We start from the raw sequence: 22,437 nt of genomic DNA, 5'->3' as shown, positions 1-22,437 counted from the left end.
AGGGGGAGCGCGGTTGGCGATCCGGATCGCGTCGGTGGAGCGGCGCCGGGGGCGGAGCTGGTACCGCCTGATGGCCGCGTCGCAGGAGGCCTGGGTCGTGGATCAGGAGGCGCTGGAGAGCCTGGGGCTCACGGCCTGGGCCTCGCAGGGCGCGGGCAAGGCCGCGTCGGAGCCGCCGGAGATCGAGCCCCCGTTGCTCGAGGAAGCCGAGCGGGCCACGGCCCGCCGCCGCGCGATTCGTCTCCTGGGCCAGCGTGCCCGGAGCGAGCTCGAGATGCGGCGCCTCCTGGGAGCATGGCCCTTCCGCCCGGATACGATCGAGGACACGGTCCGCTGGGTCCGCGCCCTGGGGTACCTCGACGACACCGCCCTGGCCCACGACGTGGTGGACCTGCGGGTGGGGCGGGGAGCGGTGGGCCGCAAGGCCCTGCTCCTGGAGATGGAGCGGCGTGGGATCGACGAGAGCGTGGCGCTCCGGGTCGTGGCGGAGAAATACCCCCGCGAGCGAGAACAGGAGGCAGCGCTTCGCCTGGCCATGCGGCAGCTGGCGCACCTGCAGCGGCTGGCGCCCGCGCAGCGGGCCGCGCGCCTGTGGGGATACCTCGTGCGCCGTGGCTTCGACGAAGAGCTTGCGCGCGAGGTGGCGGTACGCGCGGCCCACGAATCCGGCACCGCCGGCGACGCCACGTGAGCGGCGGGAGCCGTCGTGGTGGGCGTTGACACCGGAATTGCGCGAAGGCTAGAATACGAACGAAGCCGGGGAAGTGTGAGTTTCCTGCGGCGACAATTGACGCCTGCCGGCAGCCGAGTGGGTGTCCCCTCGGCTTTTTGTGCATTCGCAGGCGTGTGATCGCGATGGCTGCGGGGCGGCAGGCCGCCCGGCAGTCCGCACCTTGACAAGTGAAGGGGGTGTCGCGGATTTCCGCGCTGGTCATCGCGCTGATCGCGCTGATTGCTGCGGGCGCCTTCGCCGCGGGCTACACGGTTCGCAAGGTGACCTTCGAGGCCCGCATCGGGGGCCTCGAGGCCCGGGGCAAGGCGATCATCGAAGAGGCCGAGAAGACCGCCGAGGCGAAGAAGCGTGAGGCCTTGCTGGAGGCCAAGGAAGAGGCCCACCGGCTGCGGCTCGAGGCGGAGCGAGAGCTCCGCCAGGAGCGAGCCGAGCTCCAGCAGGTCGAGCGGCGGTTGCTCCAGCGGGAAGAGCTGTTGGAGCGCAAGCTCGAGGGTCTGGACCAGCGGGAGCAGGCCCTTGCCCGCAAAGCTGCGTCCGTGGACAACGCCATGGCCCAGGCCGAGGAGTTGCTGCGGCGCCGGCGAGCCGAGCTGGAGCGGGTCGCCAACATGACCACCGAAGAGGCCCGCCAGGAGCTGATCAAAGACGTCGAGGCGGAGATCCAGCGGGACGTGGCACGGATGATCCGGGAGGCGGAAGAGCAGGCCAAAGAGCAGGCTGACCGGAAGGCGAAGGAGATCATCGCGCAGGCCATCCAGCGCTGCGCGGTGGATCACGTCGCCGAGATCACCGTTTCGGTGGTCAACTTGCCCAACGACGAGATGAAGGGGCGGATCATCGGCCGGGAAGGGCGTAACATCCGAACGCTCGAGACCTTGACCGGCATCGACCTCATCATCGACGACACGCCGGAGGCGGTCATCCTCTCCGGCTTCGATCCGGTACGGCGAGAGGTGGCCCGGCTGGCCCTCGAACGGCTGGTGGCCGACGGGCGCATCCACCCGGCCCGGATCGAGGAGATGGTCGAGAAGGCTCAGAAGGAAGTCGACGCCATCATCCGCGAGTACGGCGAGCAGGCTGCCTTCGAGGCCAAGGTGCCCAACCTCCATCCGGAGCTGATCAAGCTGCTGGGACGGTTGAAGTTCCGGACGAGTTACGGGCAAAACGTGCTCAAGCACTCGCTGGAAGTGGCCTACCTGGCTGGGCTGATGGCTTCGGAGCTGGGGGCCAACGTGGACGTCGCCCGCAGGGCCGGCCTGTTGCACGACATCGGCAAGGCCGTTTCCCACGAGGTCGAAGGCGGGCACCTGCAGATCGGGATCGAGCTGTTGCGCCGGTACCGGGAGTCGCCGGAAGTGATCCATGCCATGGCCTGCCACCACGGCGACTATGAGCCGCAGAGCGTCGAGGCCGTCCTGGTGACGGCCGCCGACGCCATTTCTGCGGCCCGCCCGGGTGCCCGGCGCGAGACGCTGGAGTCGTACATCAAGCGCCTGGAGAAGCTGGAGGCCATTGCCGATTCCTTCGAGGGCGTGGAAAAGGCGTATGCCATCCAGGCTGGCCGGGAGATCCGGGTCATCGTCAAGCCCGAGCGGATCGACGACGCCATGGCCACCAAGATGGCCAAGGACATCAGCAAGCGCATCGAGCAGGAGATGGAGTATCCGGGCCAGATCAAAGTGACCGTCATCCGGGAGACGCGGGCGGTGGAGTACGCCCGCTGACCCGGCCGCGACATGAGGGATCACGAGGAGCCCCTGCCGCCCGAAGGCGACGGCAGGGGCTTCGCGCGTCCGCGGGCGTCTTTGGCCGCGAAGGCCCAGGCCACGCGCCCGGGCAGGCTACCGGTGCCTCCAATTCCCTGTCCGCCCTGCCAGGGGAACCAGCCGCGGGCGACGAAGGCTACCTGCGCTCATTTGAGGCGATTCGAGGAAGAGAGAGGCGTCTCGATGCAGCAGCGTTCGTCGCACGCCGTCGCCGGAGATTCGCACGACAGTTTCCTGGCCATGCTGCTCGAGCGTTACCACGAGGTCCTCACGGTCCGCTACCTCGCCCGCAAGCGGCTCATCGAGCTCACGTTCCTCGCAGATGGCGAGATCGGGACAGGCCAGTTCATGCACCTGAGGACCCAGCTCCAGCGGGCCGGAGAGGCAATAGGGGCGCTCCTCTCCATCCCGGCCGGCAGCCTGCGCTGCCGCCGGAGCTTCGTCCTCGGATACACGCAGCTGACGATCCAGCGAGACCTCGACACCCTCTCCGTGGAGGAGCTGGACGTCCTGGTCGGGCTGGTGCGCCAGGTGCTCGGGCCTCGGCTCGTCGTGGAGCCGCTCGCCTCCGGCGAGGGGCCCTCCGGCGACGTGGCCGACGACGAGGGAGCATCGCCGGAGCGCCTGGCTCACCACCTCGAAGCGCTCAAGCGCCGTCGCCGCATTCACACCCTCATCGGATTGCGCCACAGCGGGCAGCCTTTGGTGTACGATATGGTGACGAGCCCCGCCTCATCCGCCGGGGCCCGCCACCGCTGAGCCTGACAGGCACGGAGGCCTTGGCGTCGGCATGCGCATCCTGCTGATCGGCGACGTCGTAGGGCGCCCCGGGCGGCGCGCGATCCGGGAGCTCCTACCCCCGCTCATCGAAGAGCTCAGAGCCGACTTCGTGGTGGTCAACGGGGAAAACGCCGCCGGCGGCTTCGGCATCACCGAACCCACGTACCGGGAGCTCCTCGACGCGGGCGCCCACGTGGTCACCACGGGCAACCACGTGTGGGACCGCAAGGAAGTGCTGGCCTTCATCGACCATGCTCCCCAGCTGGTCCGGCCTGCCAATTTCCCGCCCGGCGCCCCGGGTCGCGGCAGCGTCGTGGTGCGTTCGCCGGGCGGGGTCCCGGTCGCCGTGCTCAACCTCATGGGGCGCACCTTCATGTCGGCTCTGGACTGCCCTTTCCGGACGGCGGACCGGCTGGTCGAAGAGCTGCGGCGGGAGACGCCGGTGGTCGTCGTCGACTTCCACGCCGAGGCGACCGCCGAGAAGGTGGCCATGGGGTGGTTCCTCGACGGGCGGGCCACGGTAGTCTTCGGTACCCACACGCACGTGCCCACCGCCGACGAGCGGGTCCTCCCCCGCGGCACGGCGTACCTCACCGACCTCGGCATGACGGGGCCGCGGGACGGGGTGATCGGGATGGAGCGGGAGGGCGTGCTCCGCCACCTCCTCTCGGGCCTGCCCCACCGGTTCGAGGTGGCCTCGGGCGTGGCCCGCATGGACGCCGCCCTGGTCCAACTGGACGAGGCCAGCGGGCGAGCCAGCTCCATCCAGCGCATCCACCGTTTCACCGCCGCCTAGAAAGCGCGGCGAGTAGAACCCTCCGGCGCTGCGCACATTAGGAGGTGGCCGGCGCCACCTCTTGGTCTTCGCCAAAGCTTTGGCCATCCTGCCGGCCTGGTGGAGGGTGTGTGGCCCAGTGGCGGTCGTCAAGGTCATCGAACTCGTCGGCGAGTCGAAGCAGGGATGGGAGGACGCGGTCCGCCAGGCCGTCAAGCAGGCGGCCAAGACCGTCCGCAACATCAGCGGGGTCGAGGTGCTCAACTGGACGGCCAACGTCAACCCGGCCGACGGCTCCATCGTGGAGTACAAGGCTGACGTCCAGGTGGCCTTCAAAGTGGACGGCACGGACTGAGGCGAGAAGGGGGCCCGGTTCGTGTCATCCCAGACCAAGACCCACCGGCGGGCGACGCAGGTCGACTACCAGCAATTCGCCAAGCGGCGCAGGCCCAAACCGGCCTATTTGCGCAACGCGCTCTGGGCGTTCGTGGTCGGCGGGATCATCGCCCTGGTGGGCCAGTTGTTCACCGGCTGGTTCGTCGGGGCGGGGCTCCCTCCGGATCAAGCCTCCGGACGGGCAGCGGTGGCCCTGGCCTTCATCGGCGCCTTGCTGACGGGCCTGGGCGTCTACGACCAGATCGCCCGCATCGGCGGAGCCGGGGCGGCCATACCGGTCACGGGCTTCGCCAACAGCATCGTGGCCCCGGCCATGGAGTTCGCCCGAGAGGGGTACGTCTTCGGCATGGCGGCCCGGATGTTCCAGGTGGCCGGGCCGGTGATCGTCTTCGGCGTCAGTTCGTCCGTCGTCGTGGGGATCATCCGGTGGCTGGTGACGAAGGGGTGAGCGGCAGGTGCCCGGCACAAGCCTGACGGTCCCACCCGCCCAGGTCGCCGGCCAGCGGCGGATGGGCCCGGGTACCGTACGCTTCTTGCTGCCTCCGCGCATCCTGGCGGGCTTCACCGTGGCCGGGCCCATGGAGTGCAAGGGCCCCATGGGCGGCTACATGGACACGTGCCTCGAGGACACTTTTTACGGGGAGCGCTGCTGGGAGCGCACCGAGAGCAAGATGCTGAAGGAGGCCGTGCAACAGGCCGTTCAGCGGGCCGGCCTCACGGACCAGGAGATCGACCTGGCCCTCACCACCGACCTGCTCAACCAGAACGTGAGCGGCAACTTCGCCATGCGCTCGATACCCATCCCGCACGTCGGCGTCTACTCGGCGTGCGCCGGGTTCGCGGGCGGCATCGCCCTGGCGGCGGCCATGGTCGACGCGGGCTTCGCCCAGCGCGCGGTGGTCGGGGCGTCGAGCCACCACGACGCTGCCGAGCGCCAGTACCGGTTCCCGACCGAGCTCGGCGTCCAGCGGCCCCCCACGGCCCAATGGACGGTCACGGGGGCGGGAGCCGTGGTGCTCGCAGCCACCGGGCCGGACGACAGCCTGCTCGTCACGCACGCGACCTTCGGGAAGATCCTGGACATGGGGCTCAAGGATCCGTACGACATGGGCTCCGCCATGGTGCCGGCCGCGGAGGATACCCTGCTGCGCCACCTGCAGGACACGGGGCGCAGGTTGGAGGATTTCGACTGGATCCTCACGGGCGACCTCGGCCAGGTGGGATCGCGCATCCTGCTGGACTGGCTCAAGGACCGCCACGGCCTGGACATCGACGGGCGCCACAGCGATTGCGGCGTCCTGATGTACAACCCCGCACACCAGGACGTCCACGCCGGTGGAAGCGGGCTGGGGGCCACCGCGTGCGTCGTCTCCGGCTACCTCCTCAAGGCCATGGCCAAAGGCCTGGTCAACCGCGTCCTGGTCATCGGTACCGGCAGCCTTCACAGTCCGACCACCCATCTGCAAGGGGAGAGCATTCCGGTAACGGCCCACGCCGTCACCATCGAACGGCCTGGCGTCTCGTAAGGGCCGGCAGGAGGGGATCGGGTGCAGTACCTCTGGGCCTTTCTCGTCGGCGGCCTGTTGTGCGCCATCGGACAGCTGATCATCGACGGCACGCGCCTCACCGCAGGACACACCATGGTGCTCTACGTGGTCGCGGGGGCGGCACTGGCGGGTCTCGGCCTGTATGAGCCGCTGGTGCGCTTCGCCGGGGCCGGCGCGGCCGTGCCCGTCTCCAACTTCGGATACGTGCTCACCAAGGGCATCGTGGATCACCTGCGGCGTGAGGGCTGGTGGGGCGCGCTGTCGGGGACCTTCGAGGTGGCCGGCGCCGTGACGGCCGCCTCGATCCTCTTCGGGGTGGTCATGGCCGTCATCTTCCACCCTCGCGGGTAAGGCGGGGGCGGCATAGCAGGGGTCCAGGGCGGGGGAAACTACCGGCGACCCGTGCCGAGTTCTGTCTGGAGGTGCTGGAGGGTGGACTGGATTCGAGCTGTCGTACGATTCGTGGTATCGGCCGTAGTGCTGATGTTCGTAGGGGCCATCGTGCCGGGCTTCCGGACCCTGGGCTTCTGGAACGCCCTGCTGGCCGCCCTGGTCATCGCCGGCCTCGGGTGGCTGGTCGAGGTCTTTCTCGGCCGTAACGTCTCGCCGTACGGGCGGGGCATCGTAGGATTCATCGTATCGGCCGTCGTGATCTGGGCCGCCCAGTTCATCGTGCCGGGCATGTCGGTGACCATCCTGGGGGCCCTGTTGGCCGCGCTGATCATCGGCGTCGTGGACATGTTCGTCCCCACGGCCCTGCGCTGAGGGCCGCCCCGTGAACGTGCCGCCTGCGGGAGGGAACGAAGCCGGCCCATGAAGCTCGAGAGGCCACGCCCCCTCCGACCTCGACAGCTTCTGGCGCCGCAAACGCCTGGGGACGGGCCATCCAGGGCCGGCGCCGACGGGGCGGGCCGGTCGCAGGCTGCCGGCGCGGAGCGCGGCCGCTTCGACGAGTGGGTCCAGGCCATCAAGGCCCGGCTGGGCGCCGAGACCAGTTTCGACATCATCGTCCGCAACATCCAGGTCGCCGGGCGGGACGGAGCCTTCATCCACCTCGACGGGTTCATGCTGGCGACGCCCGCCATGCGAGTGCTGCAGGCGCTCATGCAGGCGGAGCCCAGCGCGCTGGAGGGCGATCCCCGCCGGCAGCTGGAACAGAAGCTGGTTTCCTACTTCGAGGTGAAGTGGGTCCAAAAGCCCGAGGAAGCCGCCGACGAGGTGCTGGTAGGCCAGGCGGCGCTGGTGGTGGCGGGGGTCGACCAGATCCTCCTCATCGACCTGCGCCGCTATCCTGCCCGGTCGGTGGACGAGCCCCCCATCGAACGGGTCACCCGCGGCTCCCGGGAAGGGTTCGTCGAGACCGGCCTGCTCAACGTCAACATGGTGCGCCGCCGGCTCCGCGATCCCCATCTGCGGGTCGAGGCCCTGAAGGTCGGGATACGTTCCAAGACGGACGTCTTCTTGCTCTACGTCGAGGATCTGGCGCCCAAGGACCTGGTGGACGAGATCCGGCGTCGGCTGGTCTCCATACGGGCGGACGCCTTGCCCATGGGCAGCAAGAACCTCGAGGAGTACCTGTCGGGCTCGCGCTTCAATCCCTTTCCCAGGGTCCGGTACACCGAACGTCCTGACGTCACGGCCAGCCATCTGCTGGAAGGGTACGTCGCCGTCATCGTCGACACCGCCCCCTCCGCCATGATCCTGCCGGCCAACGTCTGGCAGTTTACCCAGCACGCCGAGGAGTACGTGCAGACACCGGTGGTGGGCACCTACCTGCGGTGGGTGCGCTTCTTCGCCATCGTCATGTCGGTCGTGCTGGTGCCGCTTTGGGTGGCGCTCGTCTCGCAGATGCCGCATCTCCCGCCCTGGCTCGGCTGGATGGGCCCCCGCAAGCCGAGCGTCTTTCCGGTCTGGCTGCAGCTGCTGCTGTTGACCCTCGGGCTCGATATCATCCGGATGGCGCTCATCCACACCCCCGAGGCGCTCTCCACCTCCATCGGTCTCGTCGGTGCGGTGCTCCTCGGGCAGTTCGCCGTGCAGACGGGGTTGTTCGTCAACGAGACCATCCTGTACTCCGCGCTGGCCGCCATCGGGTCGTTCACGACCCCGGCGCTGGAGTTCGCCCTTGCCCTGAGGCTCTTCCAGTACCCCTTGATTGCCCTGGCCGCGTGGCAAGGGCTGTGGGGTCTGGCAGCCGGCCTGACCTTGATGCTCTACGGGATGGCGCTCACCCGGTCCTTCTTCCTGCCTTACCTGTGGCCGCTGGCGCCCTTCGACGGCAAGGCGCTGTCGCGCCTTTTGATGCGCTATCCGATCCCGGCCGTTCGCACCAGCAAGCCTCCCTCGCCCTCTACGAAGGAGACGAAGGAGGCCTCCCCCGGGCCCTCCTGAAGGGCGTTGCGTGACAGGCTTCTCCTGCGGGCCCGTTGCGAGGCGTGCAGGTCCGATCCCCTGCCATGTGGTACCATCGGCACAGGTCCGCGCGAACGGCGCGGCCGGAGAGCAGGGGGTAGGACATGGCGTTTCCCTTTCCACTCACGGTCAACCCTGCCGGCCACCTGGTCATCGGCGGCGTGGATGCCCTGGAGCTGGCCGAGCAGTTCGGTACCCCGCTTTACGTGGTGGACGAGCAGGTGGTGCGAGACCGCTGCCGGCGGTACCGGGAGGCCCTGGAGCCGGTCGGAGGACTGGCGGTCTACGCCGCCAAGGCCTTCTGGACGGGCGGGATGGCCCAGGTCGTTCGCTCGGAGGGGCTCGGCGCCGACGTCTCCTCCGAGGCAGAGTGGCGGCTGGCGATGCTGGCCGGCCTGGACGCCTCCCGGCTGGTGCTTCACGGCAACAACAAGAGCCCGGCGGAACTGCGGCTCGCCGCCGAGGGCGGCGTCGGCCGCATCGTCGTGGACAGCCTGTGGGAGCTCGACGAGCTGGAACGCGTCGCCGCCTCCTCCGGGGCCCGCAAGGTGCCCGTCTTGCTGCGGCTGCTCCCCGACATCCGGGCGGGCGCGCACGGGTCGATCCAGACGGGGCACCGGCACTCCAAGTTCGGCATCCCGATCGAGGGCGGGCAGGCCCGGGAGGCCGTGCGGCGCTGTTTAGGGAGCGCGCGTCTCGACCTGCGAGGCTACCACGTGCACATCGGGTCGCAGATCCTCTCCCTCGAGCCGTACCGGCAGGCGGCCCGGGTCGTAGCCGGTTTCGCCATCGAGATGGCCCGCCAGCTCGACGCCCCCTGTTACGAGGTCGACATGGGCGGAGGCCTGGGGGTGCGCTACGTCGCCGGCGACGAGCCTCCCGCCATCGAAGATCTGATCGGGGCCCTGGCCGAAACGCTCGAAGGGGCCTTCACGGCGGCCGGGATGGAGATGCCGCTTCTCATCGTGGAACCGGGCCGTTCCATCATCGCCGAGGCCGGCGTCACCCTGTACCGGGTCGGGGCCATCAAGCGACTCGCCGGCGGAGAGATCGTCTGCGCCGTCGACGGGGGCATGAGCGACAATCCCCGGGTGGCGCTCTACCAGGCCCGGTACACGGCCGTGCTGGCCAGGGACCCCTACGGCACGCCGGCGGAAGCGGTGGAGATCGCCGGCAGGCTGTGCGAGTCCGGGGACGTGCTGGTAGACGGGGCCGCGCTGCCGGAAGTCCGGCCGGGCGACGTCGTGGCCCTGCTGACCACCGGTGCCTATCACCACTCGATGGCCTCCAATTACAACGGGCTGCCCAAGCCGGCGGTGGTAACCGTGCGGGAAGGCCAGGCGCGCCTTTGGGTGCGGCGGGAGCGCTTCGAGGACCAGTACGCCTGCGACGCGCTGGTCCAGACGCTCGGGGCCAACCGGAGTCTATAATGGGGTGGCACGCCGGGCGCGTGTCCTTGATGGGGTGAGAACGAAGGTGCTGGGATTCGGCCACTGGACGATCGAGACCCTGATCTTGTGGACCCTGGCCATCCTGCCGGCCATCGTCCTTCACGAGTTCGCCCACGCGCTGGTGGCGTATCGCCTGGGCGATCCCACGCCGCGTTATGAAGGAAGGCTCACCCTCAACCCTCTGGCCCACCTGGACCCCATCGGAGCGCTCATGCTGTTCCTCTTCCGATTCGGGTGGGCCAAGCCCGTGGGCGTCAACCCGTCTTACTTTCACAACCCGCGCCGCGGCATGATGTGGGTGGCGCTGGCGGGGCCGCTCGCCAACGTGACGGTGGCCTGGGTGAGCAACCTGCTCCTGGGCTTGCTCCAGGCGTTCGATCCGCTCGCCGTCGACCCGTCCTGGTGGGGCATCTTGCGCGGGATCGGGCTCTTGTTGCAGTTCAGCGTGGAGATCAACCTCTGGCTGGCCGCCTTCAACCTGATCCCCGTCCCGCCGCTGGACGGTTCCCGTATCCTCTCCGGGCTGGTGTCGAGCCGCCAGGCTATCGCGATCGCTCGGATGGAGGCGTACGGCCCGCTGGTGCTGGTGCTGCTCATCATGAGCGGGGTTTCTCAGGTGCTCCTGAGCCCCGTGTACCAGGTGCTGGCGATGCTCATCGGCGCCGGGAGGGTATGAGGGCTGTGGAAGAGACCGGCGCGCCGGCCCACCTGGCGGACCTGCTGGAGGCCCTCCAGAGCGGGCAGCAGGATCCCATGGCGCTGCAGCTGGACGACCTCGTGCAGCAGACCATCCGGGAGCTCGGCCCCGTGCCGGAGGATTTCCAGCAACAGGAGCGCTGGCTCAACCGGGCCGCCGACGCGTTGCGGGTGCTCTCGGAGATGGTGCTGGTCAAGGCCCGCCTGGTGGCACCTTCCCCCGTCGCTCCAGCAGAGGCGGCCGTCACCGAGGCCCCCACGCCTGCCCTGTCGCCGGCAGAGGACGAAGACGAGGCGGGCCCCGATCCTTCGGCCGAACTGGAAGCCCAGGCGGAGCTCTACCGGCGCTTCCGAGAGGCGGCCGTCTTGCTCGAGGAGCAGGCGGACGCCTGGAGCCGCCACCAGCCCCGACCGGCTCCGTCCGAACTCATCCGGACCATCGAGTCGTGGATGCAGTCCTGGCCCGAGGCCATGCCTCACGTGGGCGCAGACGCGCTGGCGGGCGCGCTGGTGCGGGTGCTCGGGCGGCAGGCCATGGCCGAGCGTGCCCGGGGCGCTCCCGCGCCCAGCCTGGACTGGCCGCGTCTGTTTGGGCGGGTGAGGAGCATGCTGGGCCACGACCCGGTGGACATGGAAAACCTCTTGACCCAGGCCGGGGATCGGGGGGAGGTCATCGGGCTGTTCCTGGCGGTGCTGGAGCTGGTCAAGGTGGGCGAGGTCTGGCTGCAGCAGCAGGACGGGCGGATATGGATCCGCAAGCGCTGACGGCCGGCCCGCCGCTCGATTCGCTGGAAGCCGCCTGCGAGGCCGCGCTTTTCTCGGTGGCCCGGCCCCTTACCATCGCGGAACTCGCGCGTGCGCTGGAGGTGGACGAGCCGGGGGCCCGCAGGGCCGTCGAGGGGCTGCGGGATCACCTCGACCGGTGCGGGCACGGCGTCCAGGTGGCGGAGGTGGCGGGCGGCTACCAGCTCGTGAGCCGGGCCCGCTTCTTCGGCGTCGTGCGGCGGGCGGCCGGTGGCGTCCGGCGTCCCGTGCTCTCCAAAGCCGCCATCGAGACGCTGGCCATCGTTGCGTACCGTCAACCCGTATCGCGGGCCGACATCGAGCACCTTCGGGGCGTCAACTGCGAGGGGCCCCTCGGTACGCTCCTCGAGCGAGGCCTCATCGAGGTGGCTTACCGGGGCGACGGCCCGGGTCGGCCCGTCTACTACCGGACGACGCGCCGCTTTCTGGAGATGTTCGGGCTTGCCTCCCTGGAGAACCTTCCGCCCCTGGACGGGCCGGGGGCACCCGCTGGCATGGCGGGAGCACCTGCGGCTCAAACTACGGAAGGTCACCACGGGAGGGGGAAACAGGCAGATGGAGTCCCCTGAAGGCGGCCAGCCTTCGGTCTCCGAGTCCAACCGGGGGCGGCATCCCATCGACGAGCTGATGCACACCGCCATGGACAGCCTCAAGTCCATGGTGGACGTCAACACGATCCTGGGCGTACCGGTCGAGGCGCCGGACGGCACGGTGATCATCCCCGTCTCCCGAGTGAGCTTCGGCTTCGTCGCCGGCGGCTCGGAGTTCGAGATCGCCGACGGCAGTCGCACGGGCTTTCCCTTCGGGGGTGGGAGCGGAGCAGGGGTGAGCCTCAGCCCCGTGGCCTTCCTCGTGGTGGGGAAGGGCCAGGTACGGCTCTTGCCGGTATCCGAACGGGCCATTTACGATCGGCTGCTCGACCTGGCGCCGCGGCTGTTCGACCAGATCCAGAGGTGGACCGGCCAGCCGGCCGCGGTCGACGGCCAGTCGGCGCTGCGGGAAGAGCCGGAGCAGGCCGTGCGGGGAGCGAGCGAGGCCGCCAGCGCGATCGGCCGCCACGGCGCGAGCGCCGGGAGGCAGGAGGACCACCAGGATCAGGGGCAAGGGAGACGGTTGTCCATCGAGTTCGAGTGACGCGCCTCGAATGATTTGCCCTGCCGGGGGCGGCCTGGTATATTCGTGCTGTGCTGGGCAAAGAGACACCGATGGATACTCGCCAGGCCGTCCCTCGACCGTATACGAGCCCGTGGTCTCGCCTTCGGCACGCCCTGGGGCAGATGAGCCCCGGCCGGCTCCTGGTGGTGGGTTACGGCAGCCTCGCTCTGACCGGGGCGCTCTTGCTGATGCTGCCCGTCGCCGTGACGACGCCTGGGCGCCTGACTTTCACCGAGGCCATGTTCACCTCCACGTCGGCCGTCTGCGTCACCGGGTTGACCGTCATTCCCATCGGGCAACGGCTCTCGTTGTTCGGGCAGCTGGTCGTGCTGGTGCTCATGCAGGTCGGCGGCATGGGCGTGATGACCGTCTCGACGCTGTTCATGGTGCTGCTGGGGCGGCGCATCAGCTTGCGGGGCCGGTTGCTCGTCCAGGAGGAGATCCATCAAGACTACCTGACGGGCCTCGTGCGGCTGGTGCGCATGGTAGCCGGGGTCACCCTCTTCGTCGAGGGCCTGGGGGCCACCTTGCTGTTCCTGGCCTGGCTCCCGCTGCTGGGGCCGGGGAAGTCCGCTTATTTCGCAGTGTTCCACTCGGTCTCCGCTTTCAACAACGCAGGGCTCGACCTCTGGGGGACGAGCCTGCGGGGTTTCGTCACCGATCCTCTCGTGGTGCTGACGGTGGCGGGCCTGCTGATGGTGGGCGGCATCGGCTTTTCGGTCATCGCCGACGTCTCGTCGTGGCGCCCGGGGCGCCGGCTGCAGCTGCACAGCCGCGTCGCCCTCACGATGGCAGGGGTGCTGATCGCCTCCGGCTTCCTGTTCGTGCTGGCCGTCGAGTGGCACAACCCCCGTACGCTGGGAGCCTTACCGTGGTGGTACCGCCCCATGGCGGCTTTCTTCACGGCCGTGACGCCCCGTACGGCCGGGTTCGACGTAGTGCCGACCGGGGAGCTACGAGCGGCGACGCTGCTTTTCATGCTGCCGCTGATGTTCATCGGGGTCTCTCCGGGGTCCACGGGCGGCGGCATCAAGACCACGACGGCGGCCGTGGTGGGCTCGGCGGTGCTGTCGGCTTTGAGCGGCCGGGAGGACCTGATCCTCTTCAACCGCCGGGTGCCCCGGGATACCCTTTACCGGGCCGTCAGCCTCGTCATCCTGGCGGGGTCGTGGTGTGGCCTGGCGGCGGTCTCCATCCTCGTGATGGAGGCGATGGAGCCGCTGTCGGTGCTGTTCGAGGTGGTCTCCGCTTTCGGGACCGTGGGCCTCAGCACGGGCATCACACCGGACCTCTCCACGCCGTCGCGCTGGGTGATCATCGCCACCATGCTCATGGGCAGGGTCGGCCCGGTGACGGTGGCGATGGCGCTGGCCCGCCGGTCGCTGGCCAGCACCGGGCTGTGGCGATACCCCGAGGAACGGGTCAGCCTGGGCTGAGGGAGGCCCGGCAGCCGGGAACGACGTCATGGCTGGCAAGCCGGTGCGCCTGCACAAGTACCTGGCGATGGCCGGGGTGGCCTCCCGGCGGGCCGCAGAAGCGCTCATCCGCCAGGGGCGGGTGAGCGTCAACGGAGAGGTCGTCACGGCCATGGGGTGGGCCGTCGACCCCGACCGCGACCGCGTGGCGCTCGACGGCCGAGAGGTCCGGCCGCTTCCGCCGGGCCGGCTCGTCTACATCGTCCTGCACAAGCCCCGGGGCGTCGTGAGCAGCGCGCGCGACGAGCGGGGCCGGGTGACGGTCGTAGATTGGGTCCTTGCCCGGGGAGGCCCGCCCATCCGGTTGTTTCCCGTCGGGAGGCTCGATTTCGACTCCGAGGGGCTGGTACTGCTCACCAACGACGGGCCCCTGGCCCACGGCCTGCTGCATCCCTCCCATCACGTGCCGCGCACGTACCGGGTGTTGGTGCAGGGGGCCGTCGACCCTCCGGCCGTCGAGGCGCTGGAGCGCGGAGTGCGCCTGGAAGACGGCCTGACGCTGCCCGCTCGGGTGATGGTGCGAAAGAGAGGGCGCGCTGAAAGTCTCCTGGACATCACCCTGTACGAGGGACGGAAGCGCCAGGTGCGGCGGATGTGCGAGGCCGTGGGGCACCCCGTGCTGCGCCTGGTGCGGCTCTCCTTGGGCCCGGTGCGGCTCGGCCGGCTGGCCCCTGGCCAGTGGCGATATCTCTCCGGAGAAGAGCTCTCGGCGCTGCGCCGGGCGGCTCGCCTGCCGGACGTCCGGCAGGGCGGCCGCCGGTAGTCGAACGCCAGGCAGGGGCCGGGCCTTTACAAGGTGAGAGGGGCCGTGCTAGGATTCGGGGCAACAGGCAGGACGGTAGGACGGCAGGCAGGTATGCCCTTCGTTCCCCGATCTCTGGACCGGGCTCACGGGCGGGTGACGCCTCGCGGGCGGGCCGTACCGGGTGCCGCCGCCCGGGGGCAGGGCCGGTGAGCGAAAGCCGTGAGGTGGCCCGGGCTGCCCTCTGGATGGCTACCACCCAGGCCCACGCCGACGAGGACCGTCTCCGGGAGCGCCTGGCGGCTCAGGGCATTCGCGCCGCCGCCGTGGACTTCGGGGGACCTTTCGCCCAGGCGGTGCTTCAGGTCGTCGAACGGGCCGTCGTGGCCGCCAAGCGCGAGGGGCTCATCCGGCCGCTGCACGCCGAAGAGGGCGCCGTGGCGGGAGCCGCTCACGAGGCGATGATGGGATTGGCGCTCAAGGCCACCGGGCTCAACGTGGGGGGCAAGCTGGGGGTAGCCCGGCGAGGAGAGCACCTGGTGGTCGCCGTCTTTTGCAGCGTGGGTCTCGGCCATCTGGACGACATGGCGGTAGCGCTGGGGCATCGCGCGCTGTGGGCGGCGGCAACACCCGCTCAGCAGCAGGAGGGGCGGGCTTCGTCGTGAGCCGCCGCCTGCGGGCGATCCGGGGGGCCATTCAGGTGGAGGGCAACACGGCCCGGGCCATCGAAGAGGGTGCCCGGAGGCTGGCCGAAAACATCGCCCGCGAAAACGGCCTGACCCCCGACGACGTGGTGAGCGCCTTCTTCACCGCCACGCCCGACCTGGACGCGCAGTTTCCGGCCGCCGGTGCGCGCCAGGCGGGGTGGAGCGGCGTGGCGCTCTTGTGCGCCCAGGAGATGGCGGTGCCCGGAGCGTTGCCGCGCTGCGTGCGGGTGCTGGTCCACGCCTACGTCGACGAGGAGCGTCCCGTCCGCCACGTCTACCTCGAAGGTGCTCGGGTACTGCGCCCGGACTGGGCGCGACCGGATGGCTACGATGCTGTGAGCGACGGGGGGCAGGAAGGCCTGTGATCATCGTGCTGCGACCGGACGCGACGGCCGACCAGCTGGAGGCCATCGTGGACAAGCTCCACACGCTGGGTTTCAAGACCCACATCTCCCGAGGTACCGAACGCACCATCGTGGGCGTCATCGGGGACCGGCGGCCCGAGCACGTCTCCCAGATCGAGGCGATGGCCGGCGTCGAGCGGGTCGTGCCGATCCTGCGCCCCTTCAAGCTGGCTGCCAGGGAGTTCCAGCCGTACGCCACGCAGGTGCGGGTGGGCGTCGACGGCGTGACCCCGGCCGTCATCGGGGGACCTCGGGTCGTGGTCATCGCCGGCCCCTGCGCGATCGAGAGCGAAGAGCAGCTCGACCAGGTGGCCCGGGAGGTCCAGGCGGCGGGGGCCTCCATCCTGCGGGGCGGGGCCTACAAGCCCAGGACCTCCCCGTACAGCTTCCAGGGCCTGGCCGAGGCCGGGCTCGAGATACTGGCGGAGGTGCGCCGCCGGCTCTCCATCCCGGTTGTCACGGAGGTGCTCAACCCCAAAGACGTGGACCAGGTGGCCGAGCACGCCGACATGCTCCAGATCGGGGCCCGCAACATGCAAAACTTCGCCCTCCTCAAGGAGGTCGGGCGCTGTGGGCGCCCGGTGCTGCTCAAGCGGGGCATGGCCGCCACCATCGAGGAGTGGCTCATGGCGGCCGAGTACGTGCTTTCCTCGGGCAATTCCCAGGTGGTGCTGTGCGAGCGGGGGATCCGCACCTTCGAGACGGCCACCCGCAACACCCTGGACCTGAGCGCCGTGGCGGTGGTCCACGAGCTGAGCCACTTGCCGGTCATCGTGGATCCGAGCCACGGCACCGGGCGTTCGGCGTACGTGGTGCCCATGGCGCGGGCGGGTGTGGCAGCGGGAGCGGACGGGGTGATGGTGGAGGTGCACCCGGCCCCCGAGAGGGCCCTGTCGGACGGCGCTCAATCCCTGACGCTGGACGCCTTCCGGAGCATGATGGCGGAGCTCGCACCCATCGCCGGCGCCATCGGGCGCACGCTTTGAGGCGGTGGCGGGCGGTGGCGCCTCTGCACGTGGCCGTCATCGGCTGCGGTCTCATCGGAGGATCGCTCGGGATGGCGTTGCGCATGCTGCCCGGGTGCGGCCGCTACGTCGTGCACGCGTTCGACCGGGAGGCGGGACGGGCCGGCGAAGCGGTCCAGATGGGCGCCGCGGACGTTGCGGCGGCTTCCATCCGGGAGGCGGTAGCCGGAGCCGACCTGGTGGTCGCTGCGGTCCCCGCCGAAGAGGTGGCGGGGACGGTCCGGGAAGCATCGTCCCACGCGCCCCCGTCCGCCGTGCTCACCGACGTGGCATCCATCAAAGGCCCCATCGTCGAAGCGCTCGCCGGCAAGACTCCCGGGGGCCAGGCGTTCGTCGGGGGCCACCCGATGGCGGGATCGGAGCGGGCCGGCCTCGTCGCGGCCGACCCGTTCCTCTTCCAAAACGCCGTGTACGTGCTCACCCCGGTCGCCTCCTCCCCGCCGGCCGCGGTCCAGCGCGTGCGGGAGATGGCCGAGGCGGCCGGCGCGCAGGTCGTCACGCTGTCGCCGGAGGAACACGACGCCGCGGTGGCCGCCGCCAGCCACCTGCCCCACGTGGCCGCGGTGGGCCTGGTGCTCGCCGCCGAGGCGTGCGCGCGTGACGGCGTGCCGGTGCTGCAGCTGGCGGCGACGGGGTTCCGGGACGTCACGCGCCTTGCGATGGGTCACGAGGACGTCTGGAAACCCATCCTGATGATGAACCGGGCGCGGCTCGTCGAAGCGCTGCGGGCCTTCCGCGACGCCCTCGACCGGATCGAACGGGCCGTGGCCACCGGCGACGGCGAGGCCGTGCAATCCTTGCTGCAGCGGGCGCGGGCGTTGCGGCAAGCCTTCCGGCTGCCGGCCAAGGGGTACGGCCGGCCCATCTGGGATCTGGTGGTCCGCCTGGCCGACCGCCCCGGGGCCATTGCCTCCGTGGCCGGCGCCCTGGCGGAGGAGGGGCTCAACATCGCCGACATCGAGATTCTGCGAGTCCGAGAAGGGGAGGCCGGTACGCTGCGGGTGGGTTTCGTCTCCGAAGCCGCGATGTTGCAGGCCGTGCAGGTGTTGCGCAGGCGAGGGTTGCAGGCATGGCCACGGTGAAGGACCAGGGCTCGGCCGCGGAGAGCGGAAGCCGCCTCATTCAGGTCACGCCGGGGCAGGGCGTGCGGGGAACGGCCTTCGTACCGCCGGACAAGTCGCTGTCGCACCGGGCGGCGATGCTGGGTGCGATCGCCGAGGGCACCACCGTCGTCCGCTCTTTTCTGACCGCGCTCGACACCCTGGCGACGCTCGACTGCCTGCGGGCATTGGGAGTCGAGGTGGCAGGGCCGAAGGACGGCACCGTGATCATCAAGGGACGCCCCGGATCCTCCGGCGCGGGCGCTGGCTTCGATGAGCCCGACCACGTGCTCGACGCGGGCAATTCCGGCACGACCTTGCGCCTGCTCGCCGGGCTGGCGGCGCCGCACCCGATCTTCTGGGTGGCGACGGGGGATGCCTCCTTGCGCCGCCGGCCGATGGGGCGCGTCATCGAGCCGTTGGAGCGGATGGGCGCGCGCATCATGGCGCGGCGAGGGGGGCTCGCCCCGCTGGCGATCACGGGGGGTGCGCTCTCGGGCATCGTGTGGCGCACCTCCGTGGCGAGCGCTCAGGTCAAGTCGGCCATCCTCCTGGCGGGGCTCCAGGCCAGGGGCCTCACCCGGGTCGAGGAGCCGGCGCAAAGCCGCGACCATACGGAAAGGATGCTGGCCTTCTTCGGGGCCGAGCTTCGCCGCGGGGAGGGGTGGGCAGAGCTCCAGGGGCCCCAGCGGTTGCGGGGACGCACGGTCACGGTGCCGGGAGACCCGTCGTCGGCGGCCTTTTTCTGGGTAGCTGCGGCCATCCTGCCCGGATCCGAGGTCCGTACCCCCGAAGTGGGGCTCAACCCGACCCGCATCGAGGTGCTCCGGGTCCTGGAGGAGATGGGTGCCGAGGTGGACGTGCGCCCCGCTCCGGAGCGGGGCCCGGAGCCGGCCGGAGACGTGACCGTGCGGGGCCCCAGCGAACTGCGAGCGGTTCGCATCGAGGGCCGGCGCGTGCCGCTGCTCATCGACGAACTCCCGGTGCTGGCGGTGGCGGCGCTCCATGCCCGGGGGACGTCGCAGATCCGGGACGCAGCCGAGCTGCGCTACAAGGAGTCCGATCGGATCGACGCTCTGGCCCACGAGCTGCGGCAGTTGGGCTTCTCCGTCGAGACCTTCCCGGACGGTCTTGGCATTTCGGGGCCGCAGAGGGCCCTGGGTGGGGAGGCTTGGTCCCACGGGGATCACCGCCTGGCGATGGCTCTCGTGGTGGCCGCACTGGCAGGAAAGCGGCCGTCGGTGGTGAAGGGCACCGAGTGCATCGAGACTTCCTTTCCGGGGTTTGCGGCCGCTATGGATCGACTGGCTCGCCCGGGAAATGCCCGGGTGGTCGAACAACCGGCGTGACGAGCCATCCATCCCGCACGGGATGCCGTAGAGAGTGGATTGCCGTGGACGGGCCCGCCGGCGCCGGCAAGAGTTCGCTCGCCAGGGCTCTGGCGAAGGCGCTGGGTTACCGTTACATCGATACCGGAGCGACCTACCGGGCGGCCGCGCTGGCCGTTCTGCAGGCAGGCGTTCATCCGGGCGACCCCGCCAGCCGGTCCCGGATCGTCGACATCGTGCGGCGCGTGCGGATCCGTCTCGGCACCGATCCTCGGGTCGACCTCCCAAGCCGGGTCTTCCTCGACGGGCGCGACGTCAGCACGTCCATCCGGTCTCTCGAAGTGGGCCAGGCCGCCTCGACCATCGCCACCATTCCCGAGGTGCGCCGTGTGCTGGCCGAGCTGCAGCGCAGGATGGCCGAGGAGGGGCCGTGCGTGATGGACGGGCGGGACATCGGTACGGTGGTGTTGAAAGAGGCGTGCGTCAAGCTCTACGTGACGGCCAGCCTGGAGGAACGGGCCCGGCGGCGGGCAAAAGAGCTACAGGAGATCGAGGGCCAGGTACCGGTCTCCCTCGAGGAGATCGAGGAGCAGCTCGCGATGCGGGATCAGCAGGACGCGACGCGGCAGGATGCGCCTCTGAGGGCGGCTGAGGACGCCGTCACCCTGGACACCACGGGCCAGACACCCGGCGAGGTGCTGGAGCGGGCGCTGGCCATTTGTCGGGAGTGCCTCGGAGATGGCGGGTGACCTCTTGTACCGGTCGGCCCGATGGGTATTGCGCGCCGTGCTGGTGCGCTACTTCCGGGTGCGGGCCTACGGCATCGACCGGATCCCTGCCTCCGGGCCCGTATTGCTCGCCATCAACCACCTGAGCATGCTGGACCCCCTGTTGATCGGGGTCGTCGTGCCGAGGCCGGTCCATTTCATGGCCAAGGAGGAGCTTTTCCGCTACCCGGTGTTGGGCCAGCTGCTCCCGAAGGTTCACGCGTTCCCGGTCCGGCGGGGCGAAGCCGACCGGGAGGCCATCCACCAAGCCCTGCGCAGGTTGCAGGAGGGACAGGTGGTGGGGGTCTTCCCGGAGGGCACCCGCAGCCAGGACGGCAGGCTCCTCGAAATCCAGGGTGGCACCGCCCTCCTGGCGCTCAAGAGCGGCGCCCCCATCTTGCCCATCGCCATCACCGGGACCGAGCGCGCCATGCCCAGGGGTGCCTACTGGCCCCGGCGGGTGCGGGTAGAAATCCGGGTGGGCAAGCTCATCTACCCGGAAACGTCACCGTGCCAGCACGCCGGTCGGGATCGGATCCATTCGACCAGCCGTCGCCTCGCCGAAGAGCTCGGTGCGTTGCTCGAGCAGGCGCACGTGGCCCTTGGCCCCGGGTCTGGCTGAGGCGCCCCGCGCTGGCTGCCCGGTCCAGGGACCCCATCCTTCTCCGCCGAAATAGAGGGGCCGGCGCCGGCCAGGCGGGGAGGATTTGGCCGAGTCGTCACGAATAGCCTCAAGCGTGCGAAACGGGTACGAGCGAAGGTATGACCGCGTACGCACCCTCAACGGATAACAACGCCTGTCCCGGTAACCTGGAAGGCGCGTGGAAAGGCTCGCGCTCCCACCTGTGTACCGGTCTGCCCGCACCCTGGGGAGGTCGTGTCGGGGTATGAGTGTGGACGAGCAGCAGGAGAAGCTTTCCTCTTCCTCTTCCGAGCCCGCCACTGAAGATGCACCGGTATTGCAGGACGGTGCCGCGGCGGCTCCCGAGGAGGTGACGGCCCGCAGGGAGCAGGCTGCCAGCGTGGACCTCGCCGGCGCCATGAGTTCCAACGAGCTGGATGCTTCCCTCGCCAACGGCTTGAGCCCGGGGCAGGTGGTCCACGGCCGGGTGGTCCAGGTAGGGCCGGACGAAGTGCTCGTGGACGTCGGTTACAAGAGCGACGGCCGCATTCCCATCCACGAGCTGGGCTTGCGCTCGGGCCAGACCCCGGCCGACGTGCTCAAACCGGGTGACGAGATTGACGTCTGGGTTTTGAAAGTGGACGAAAACGAAGGAGGCGTCCTGCTCTCCAAGCGCCGGGCCGATCAGGAGCTGACCTGGCGCCGGCTGGAGGAGGCCAAGGAGCAGGGCCGTATCCTCGAGGCCCGGGTGACGGAGCGGGTCAAGGGCGGGCTGTTGGTCGACGTCGGAGTCCGGGGGTTCGTGCCGGCGTCCCACGTGGGCCGCGGGTACGTCGAGGATCTGGACAAGTACGTAGGGCGCACCCTCCGTTTGAAGGTCCTGGAGATCAACCGCAGCCGCCGCAACGTGGTGCTCTCCTGCAAAGAGGTGCTGGAGCAGGAGTATCAGGAGGCGAAGGCCCGGCTGTTCAGCTCCCTCAAGGAGGGGCAGGTGGTGGAGGGCACCGTTCGCCGGCTGACCGACTTCGGTGCGTTCATCGACCTGGGCGGCGGCGTGGAGGGATTGCTCCACGTTTCCGAGATGGCCTGGAGCAGGGTGCGCCACCCGTCCGACGTGCTCAGCGTGGGCCAGACTTTGAAGGTCATGGTCCTCAACGTGGATCGGGAGCGCGAGCGCATCTCCCTGGGGCTCAAGCAGGTGCTCCCCAACCCGTGGGATACCGTGGCGGAGCGGTTCCACGTCGGCCAGATCGTGGAGGGCGAGGTCACCCGCCTGGTCGACTTCGGAGCGTTCGTCCGGCTCGACACCGGTATCGAGGGATTGGTGCACATCTCCCAGCTCTCGGACCGGCACGTGACCAAGCCGCAAGAGGTGGTCAGCCCGGGCCAGCACGTACGGGTCAAGATCCTGAGCGTCGACCAGGCGGCGCGCCGCATCGGGCTCTCCTTGAGGGATGCAGCGCCCAAGCCGGAGCCGGAGAAGGCCTCCGCTACGACGGCGACGGCAGAGGCTCCCACGGTCACCATCGGGGAGCTTTACGGTAATCTGGGCCAGGTGCTCAACGGCCCCTCCTCCCAGAGTTCGGCCAAAGCAGCCTCACGGCACGAGGGCCGGGAGGACGAGGCCTGAGACTGCCCCCTTCACTCCGTCTGGACGTCGGCAAGCCGGCCCGTGGTGGGCCGGCTTTCTCGTTTTGGCACCAGGTGCCGGCATACGCGAGGGGGAGGTGGGGGACCGTGCCTGCGTGGGAG

The 22,437-nt window shown here is 69.9% G+C and carries 24 protein-coding genes and 1 pseudogene; all 25 read left to right on the top strand.

Annotation, left to right across the window (positions count from 1 at the left end):
* Positions 1-13 precede the first annotated feature (13 nt).
* The 25 genes and pseudogenes from U7230_RS06145 (at position 14) to rpsA (ending at position 22,315) form a co-directional block, all read left to right on the top strand.
* Entirely contained in the window at positions 14-691 is a 678-nt protein-coding gene (locus U7230_RS06145; protein ID WP_324717853.1) for a regulatory protein RecX, read from the top strand.
* A gap of 218 nt (positions 692-909) precedes the next feature.
* Positions 910-2,457, top strand: coding sequence for a ribonuclease Y (rny, locus tag U7230_RS06140; protein ID WP_324717852.1), 1,548 nt, complete (start codon positions 910-912; stop codon positions 2,455-2,457).
* 225 nt (positions 2,458-2,682) lie between these two features.
* Positions 2,683-3,258 (top strand): hypothetical protein, encoded by a 576-nt coding sequence (locus U7230_RS06135; protein WP_324717851.1) that lies wholly within the window; start codon positions 2,683-2,685, stop codon positions 3,256-3,258.
* Positions 3,259-3,289: 31 nt separating this feature from the next.
* The gene (locus tag U7230_RS06130; RefSeq protein WP_324717850.1) at positions 3,290-4,075 is read left to right on the top strand and encodes a TIGR00282 family metallophosphoesterase; all 786 of its coding nucleotides are present in this window, start codon (positions 3,290-3,292) and stop codon (positions 4,073-4,075) included.
* 118 nt (positions 4,076-4,193) lie between these two features.
* Positions 4,194-4,409: a dodecin family protein gene (locus tag U7230_RS06125; RefSeq protein ID WP_324717849.1), complete on the top strand. Its 216-nt coding sequence runs from the start codon at positions 4,194-4,196 to the stop codon at positions 4,407-4,409.
* A 21-nt stretch (positions 4,410-4,430) separates the two neighbouring features.
* Positions 4,431-4,898: a stage V sporulation protein AC gene (gene spoVAC / locus U7230_RS06120; RefSeq protein ID WP_324717848.1), complete on the top strand. Its 468-nt coding sequence runs from the start codon at positions 4,431-4,433 to the stop codon at positions 4,896-4,898.
* Between the two features lie 7 nt (positions 4,899-4,905).
* Positions 4,906-5,976, top strand: a complete 1,071-nt coding sequence (gene spoVAD, locus U7230_RS06115) for a stage V sporulation protein AD (RefSeq protein WP_324717847.1) — start codon at positions 4,906-4,908, stop codon at positions 5,974-5,976.
* A 21-nt stretch (positions 5,977-5,997) separates the two neighbouring features.
* A complete protein-coding gene (locus U7230_RS06110) occupies positions 5,998-6,348 on the top strand; it encodes a SpoVA/SpoVAEb family sporulation membrane protein (protein WP_324717846.1) in 351 nt (116 codons plus the stop codon).
* Between the two features lie 81 nt (positions 6,349-6,429).
* Positions 6,430-6,762 (top strand): phage holin family protein, encoded by a 333-nt coding sequence (locus tag U7230_RS06105; protein WP_324717845.1) that lies wholly within the window; start codon positions 6,430-6,432, stop codon positions 6,760-6,762.
* Positions 6,763-6,810: 48 nt separating this feature from the next.
* The gene (locus tag U7230_RS06100) at positions 6,811-8,388 is read left to right on the top strand and encodes a spore germination protein (RefSeq protein WP_324717844.1); all 1,578 of its coding nucleotides are present in this window, start codon (positions 6,811-6,813) and stop codon (positions 8,386-8,388) included.
* A 125-nt stretch (positions 8,389-8,513) separates the two neighbouring features.
* Positions 8,514-9,839: a diaminopimelate decarboxylase gene (gene lysA, locus U7230_RS06095; RefSeq protein WP_324717843.1), complete on the top strand. Its 1,326-nt coding sequence runs from the start codon at positions 8,514-8,516 to the stop codon at positions 9,837-9,839.
* 34 nt (positions 9,840-9,873) lie between these two features.
* On the top strand, positions 9,874-10,536 hold the full coding sequence (locus tag U7230_RS06090; protein WP_324717842.1) for a site-2 protease family protein: 663 nt from the start codon (positions 9,874-9,876) through the stop codon (positions 10,534-10,536).
* Positions 10,537-10,541: 5 nt separating this feature from the next.
* Complete coding sequence (locus tag U7230_RS06085) at positions 10,542-11,321, top strand: hypothetical protein (RefSeq protein ID WP_324717841.1); 780 nt, start codon at positions 10,542-10,544, stop codon at positions 11,319-11,321.
* Complete coding sequence (gene scpB / locus U7230_RS06080; protein ID WP_324717840.1) at positions 11,303-11,929, top strand: SMC-Scp complex subunit ScpB; 627 nt, start codon at positions 11,303-11,305, stop codon at positions 11,927-11,929. The genes U7230_RS06085 and scpB overlap by 19 nt, the downstream gene beginning before the upstream one ends.
* Positions 11,916-12,311 (top strand): annotated as a pseudogene (ytfJ, locus tag U7230_RS06075) (GerW family sporulation protein); the annotation flags it as partial. The gene scpB and the pseudogene ytfJ, both read left to right, overlap by 14 nt.
* Before the next feature lie 326 nt (positions 12,312-12,637).
* A complete protein-coding gene (locus U7230_RS06070; protein ID WP_324717838.1) occupies positions 12,638-13,951 on the top strand; it encodes a TrkH family potassium uptake protein in 1,314 nt (437 codons plus the stop codon).
* Positions 13,952-13,979: 28 nt separating this feature from the next.
* Positions 13,980-14,753, top strand: a complete 774-nt coding sequence (locus U7230_RS06065; protein WP_324717837.1) for a pseudouridine synthase — start codon at positions 13,980-13,982, stop codon at positions 14,751-14,753.
* Between the two features lie 188 nt (positions 14,754-14,941).
* Positions 14,942-15,397: a HutP family protein gene (locus tag U7230_RS06060; protein ID WP_324717836.1), complete on the top strand. Its 456-nt coding sequence runs from the start codon at positions 14,942-14,944 to the stop codon at positions 15,395-15,397.
* Positions 15,394-15,804 (top strand): chorismate mutase, encoded by a 411-nt coding sequence (gene aroH, locus U7230_RS06055; RefSeq protein ID WP_324717835.1) that lies wholly within the window; start codon positions 15,394-15,396, stop codon positions 15,802-15,804. Before U7230_RS06060 ends, aroH begins: the two co-directional genes overlap by 4 nt.
* Positions 15,801-16,829: a 3-deoxy-7-phosphoheptulonate synthase gene (gene aroF / locus U7230_RS06050; protein WP_404980575.1), complete on the top strand. Its 1,029-nt coding sequence runs from the start codon at positions 15,801-15,803 to the stop codon at positions 16,827-16,829. Before aroH ends, aroF begins: the two co-directional genes overlap by 4 nt.
* A 14-nt stretch (positions 16,830-16,843) precedes the next feature.
* The gene (locus U7230_RS06045; protein WP_324717833.1) at positions 16,844-17,950 is read left to right on the top strand and encodes a prephenate dehydrogenase/arogenate dehydrogenase family protein; all 1,107 of its coding nucleotides are present in this window, start codon (positions 16,844-16,846) and stop codon (positions 17,948-17,950) included.
* Positions 17,938-19,317, top strand: a complete 1,380-nt coding sequence (gene aroA / locus U7230_RS06040) for a 3-phosphoshikimate 1-carboxyvinyltransferase (RefSeq protein WP_324717832.1) — start codon at positions 17,938-17,940, stop codon at positions 19,315-19,317. Before U7230_RS06045 ends, aroA begins: the two co-directional genes overlap by 13 nt.
* Complete coding sequence (gene cmk / locus U7230_RS06035) at positions 19,314-20,045, top strand: (d)CMP kinase (RefSeq protein WP_324717831.1); 732 nt, start codon at positions 19,314-19,316, stop codon at positions 20,043-20,045. The genes aroA and cmk overlap by 4 nt, the downstream gene beginning before the upstream one ends.
* The gene (locus tag U7230_RS06030) at positions 20,035-20,685 is read left to right on the top strand and encodes a lysophospholipid acyltransferase family protein (protein WP_324717830.1); all 651 of its coding nucleotides are present in this window, start codon (positions 20,035-20,037) and stop codon (positions 20,683-20,685) included. Before cmk ends, U7230_RS06030 begins: the two co-directional genes overlap by 11 nt.
* Before the next feature lie 265 nt (positions 20,686-20,950).
* Positions 20,951-22,315 (top strand): 30S ribosomal protein S1, encoded by a 1,365-nt coding sequence (rpsA, locus tag U7230_RS06025; RefSeq protein WP_324717829.1) that lies wholly within the window; start codon positions 20,951-20,953, stop codon positions 22,313-22,315.
* Positions 22,316-22,437: the final 122 nt, after the last annotated feature.

The organism is Limnochorda sp. L945t (assembly GCF_035593305.1).
Taxonomy (GTDB): domain Bacteria; phylum Bacillota; class Limnochordia; order Limnochordales; family Geochordaceae; genus Carboxydichorda; species Carboxydichorda subterranea.
This window is presented reverse-complemented; position numbering and strand designations above follow the sequence as displayed.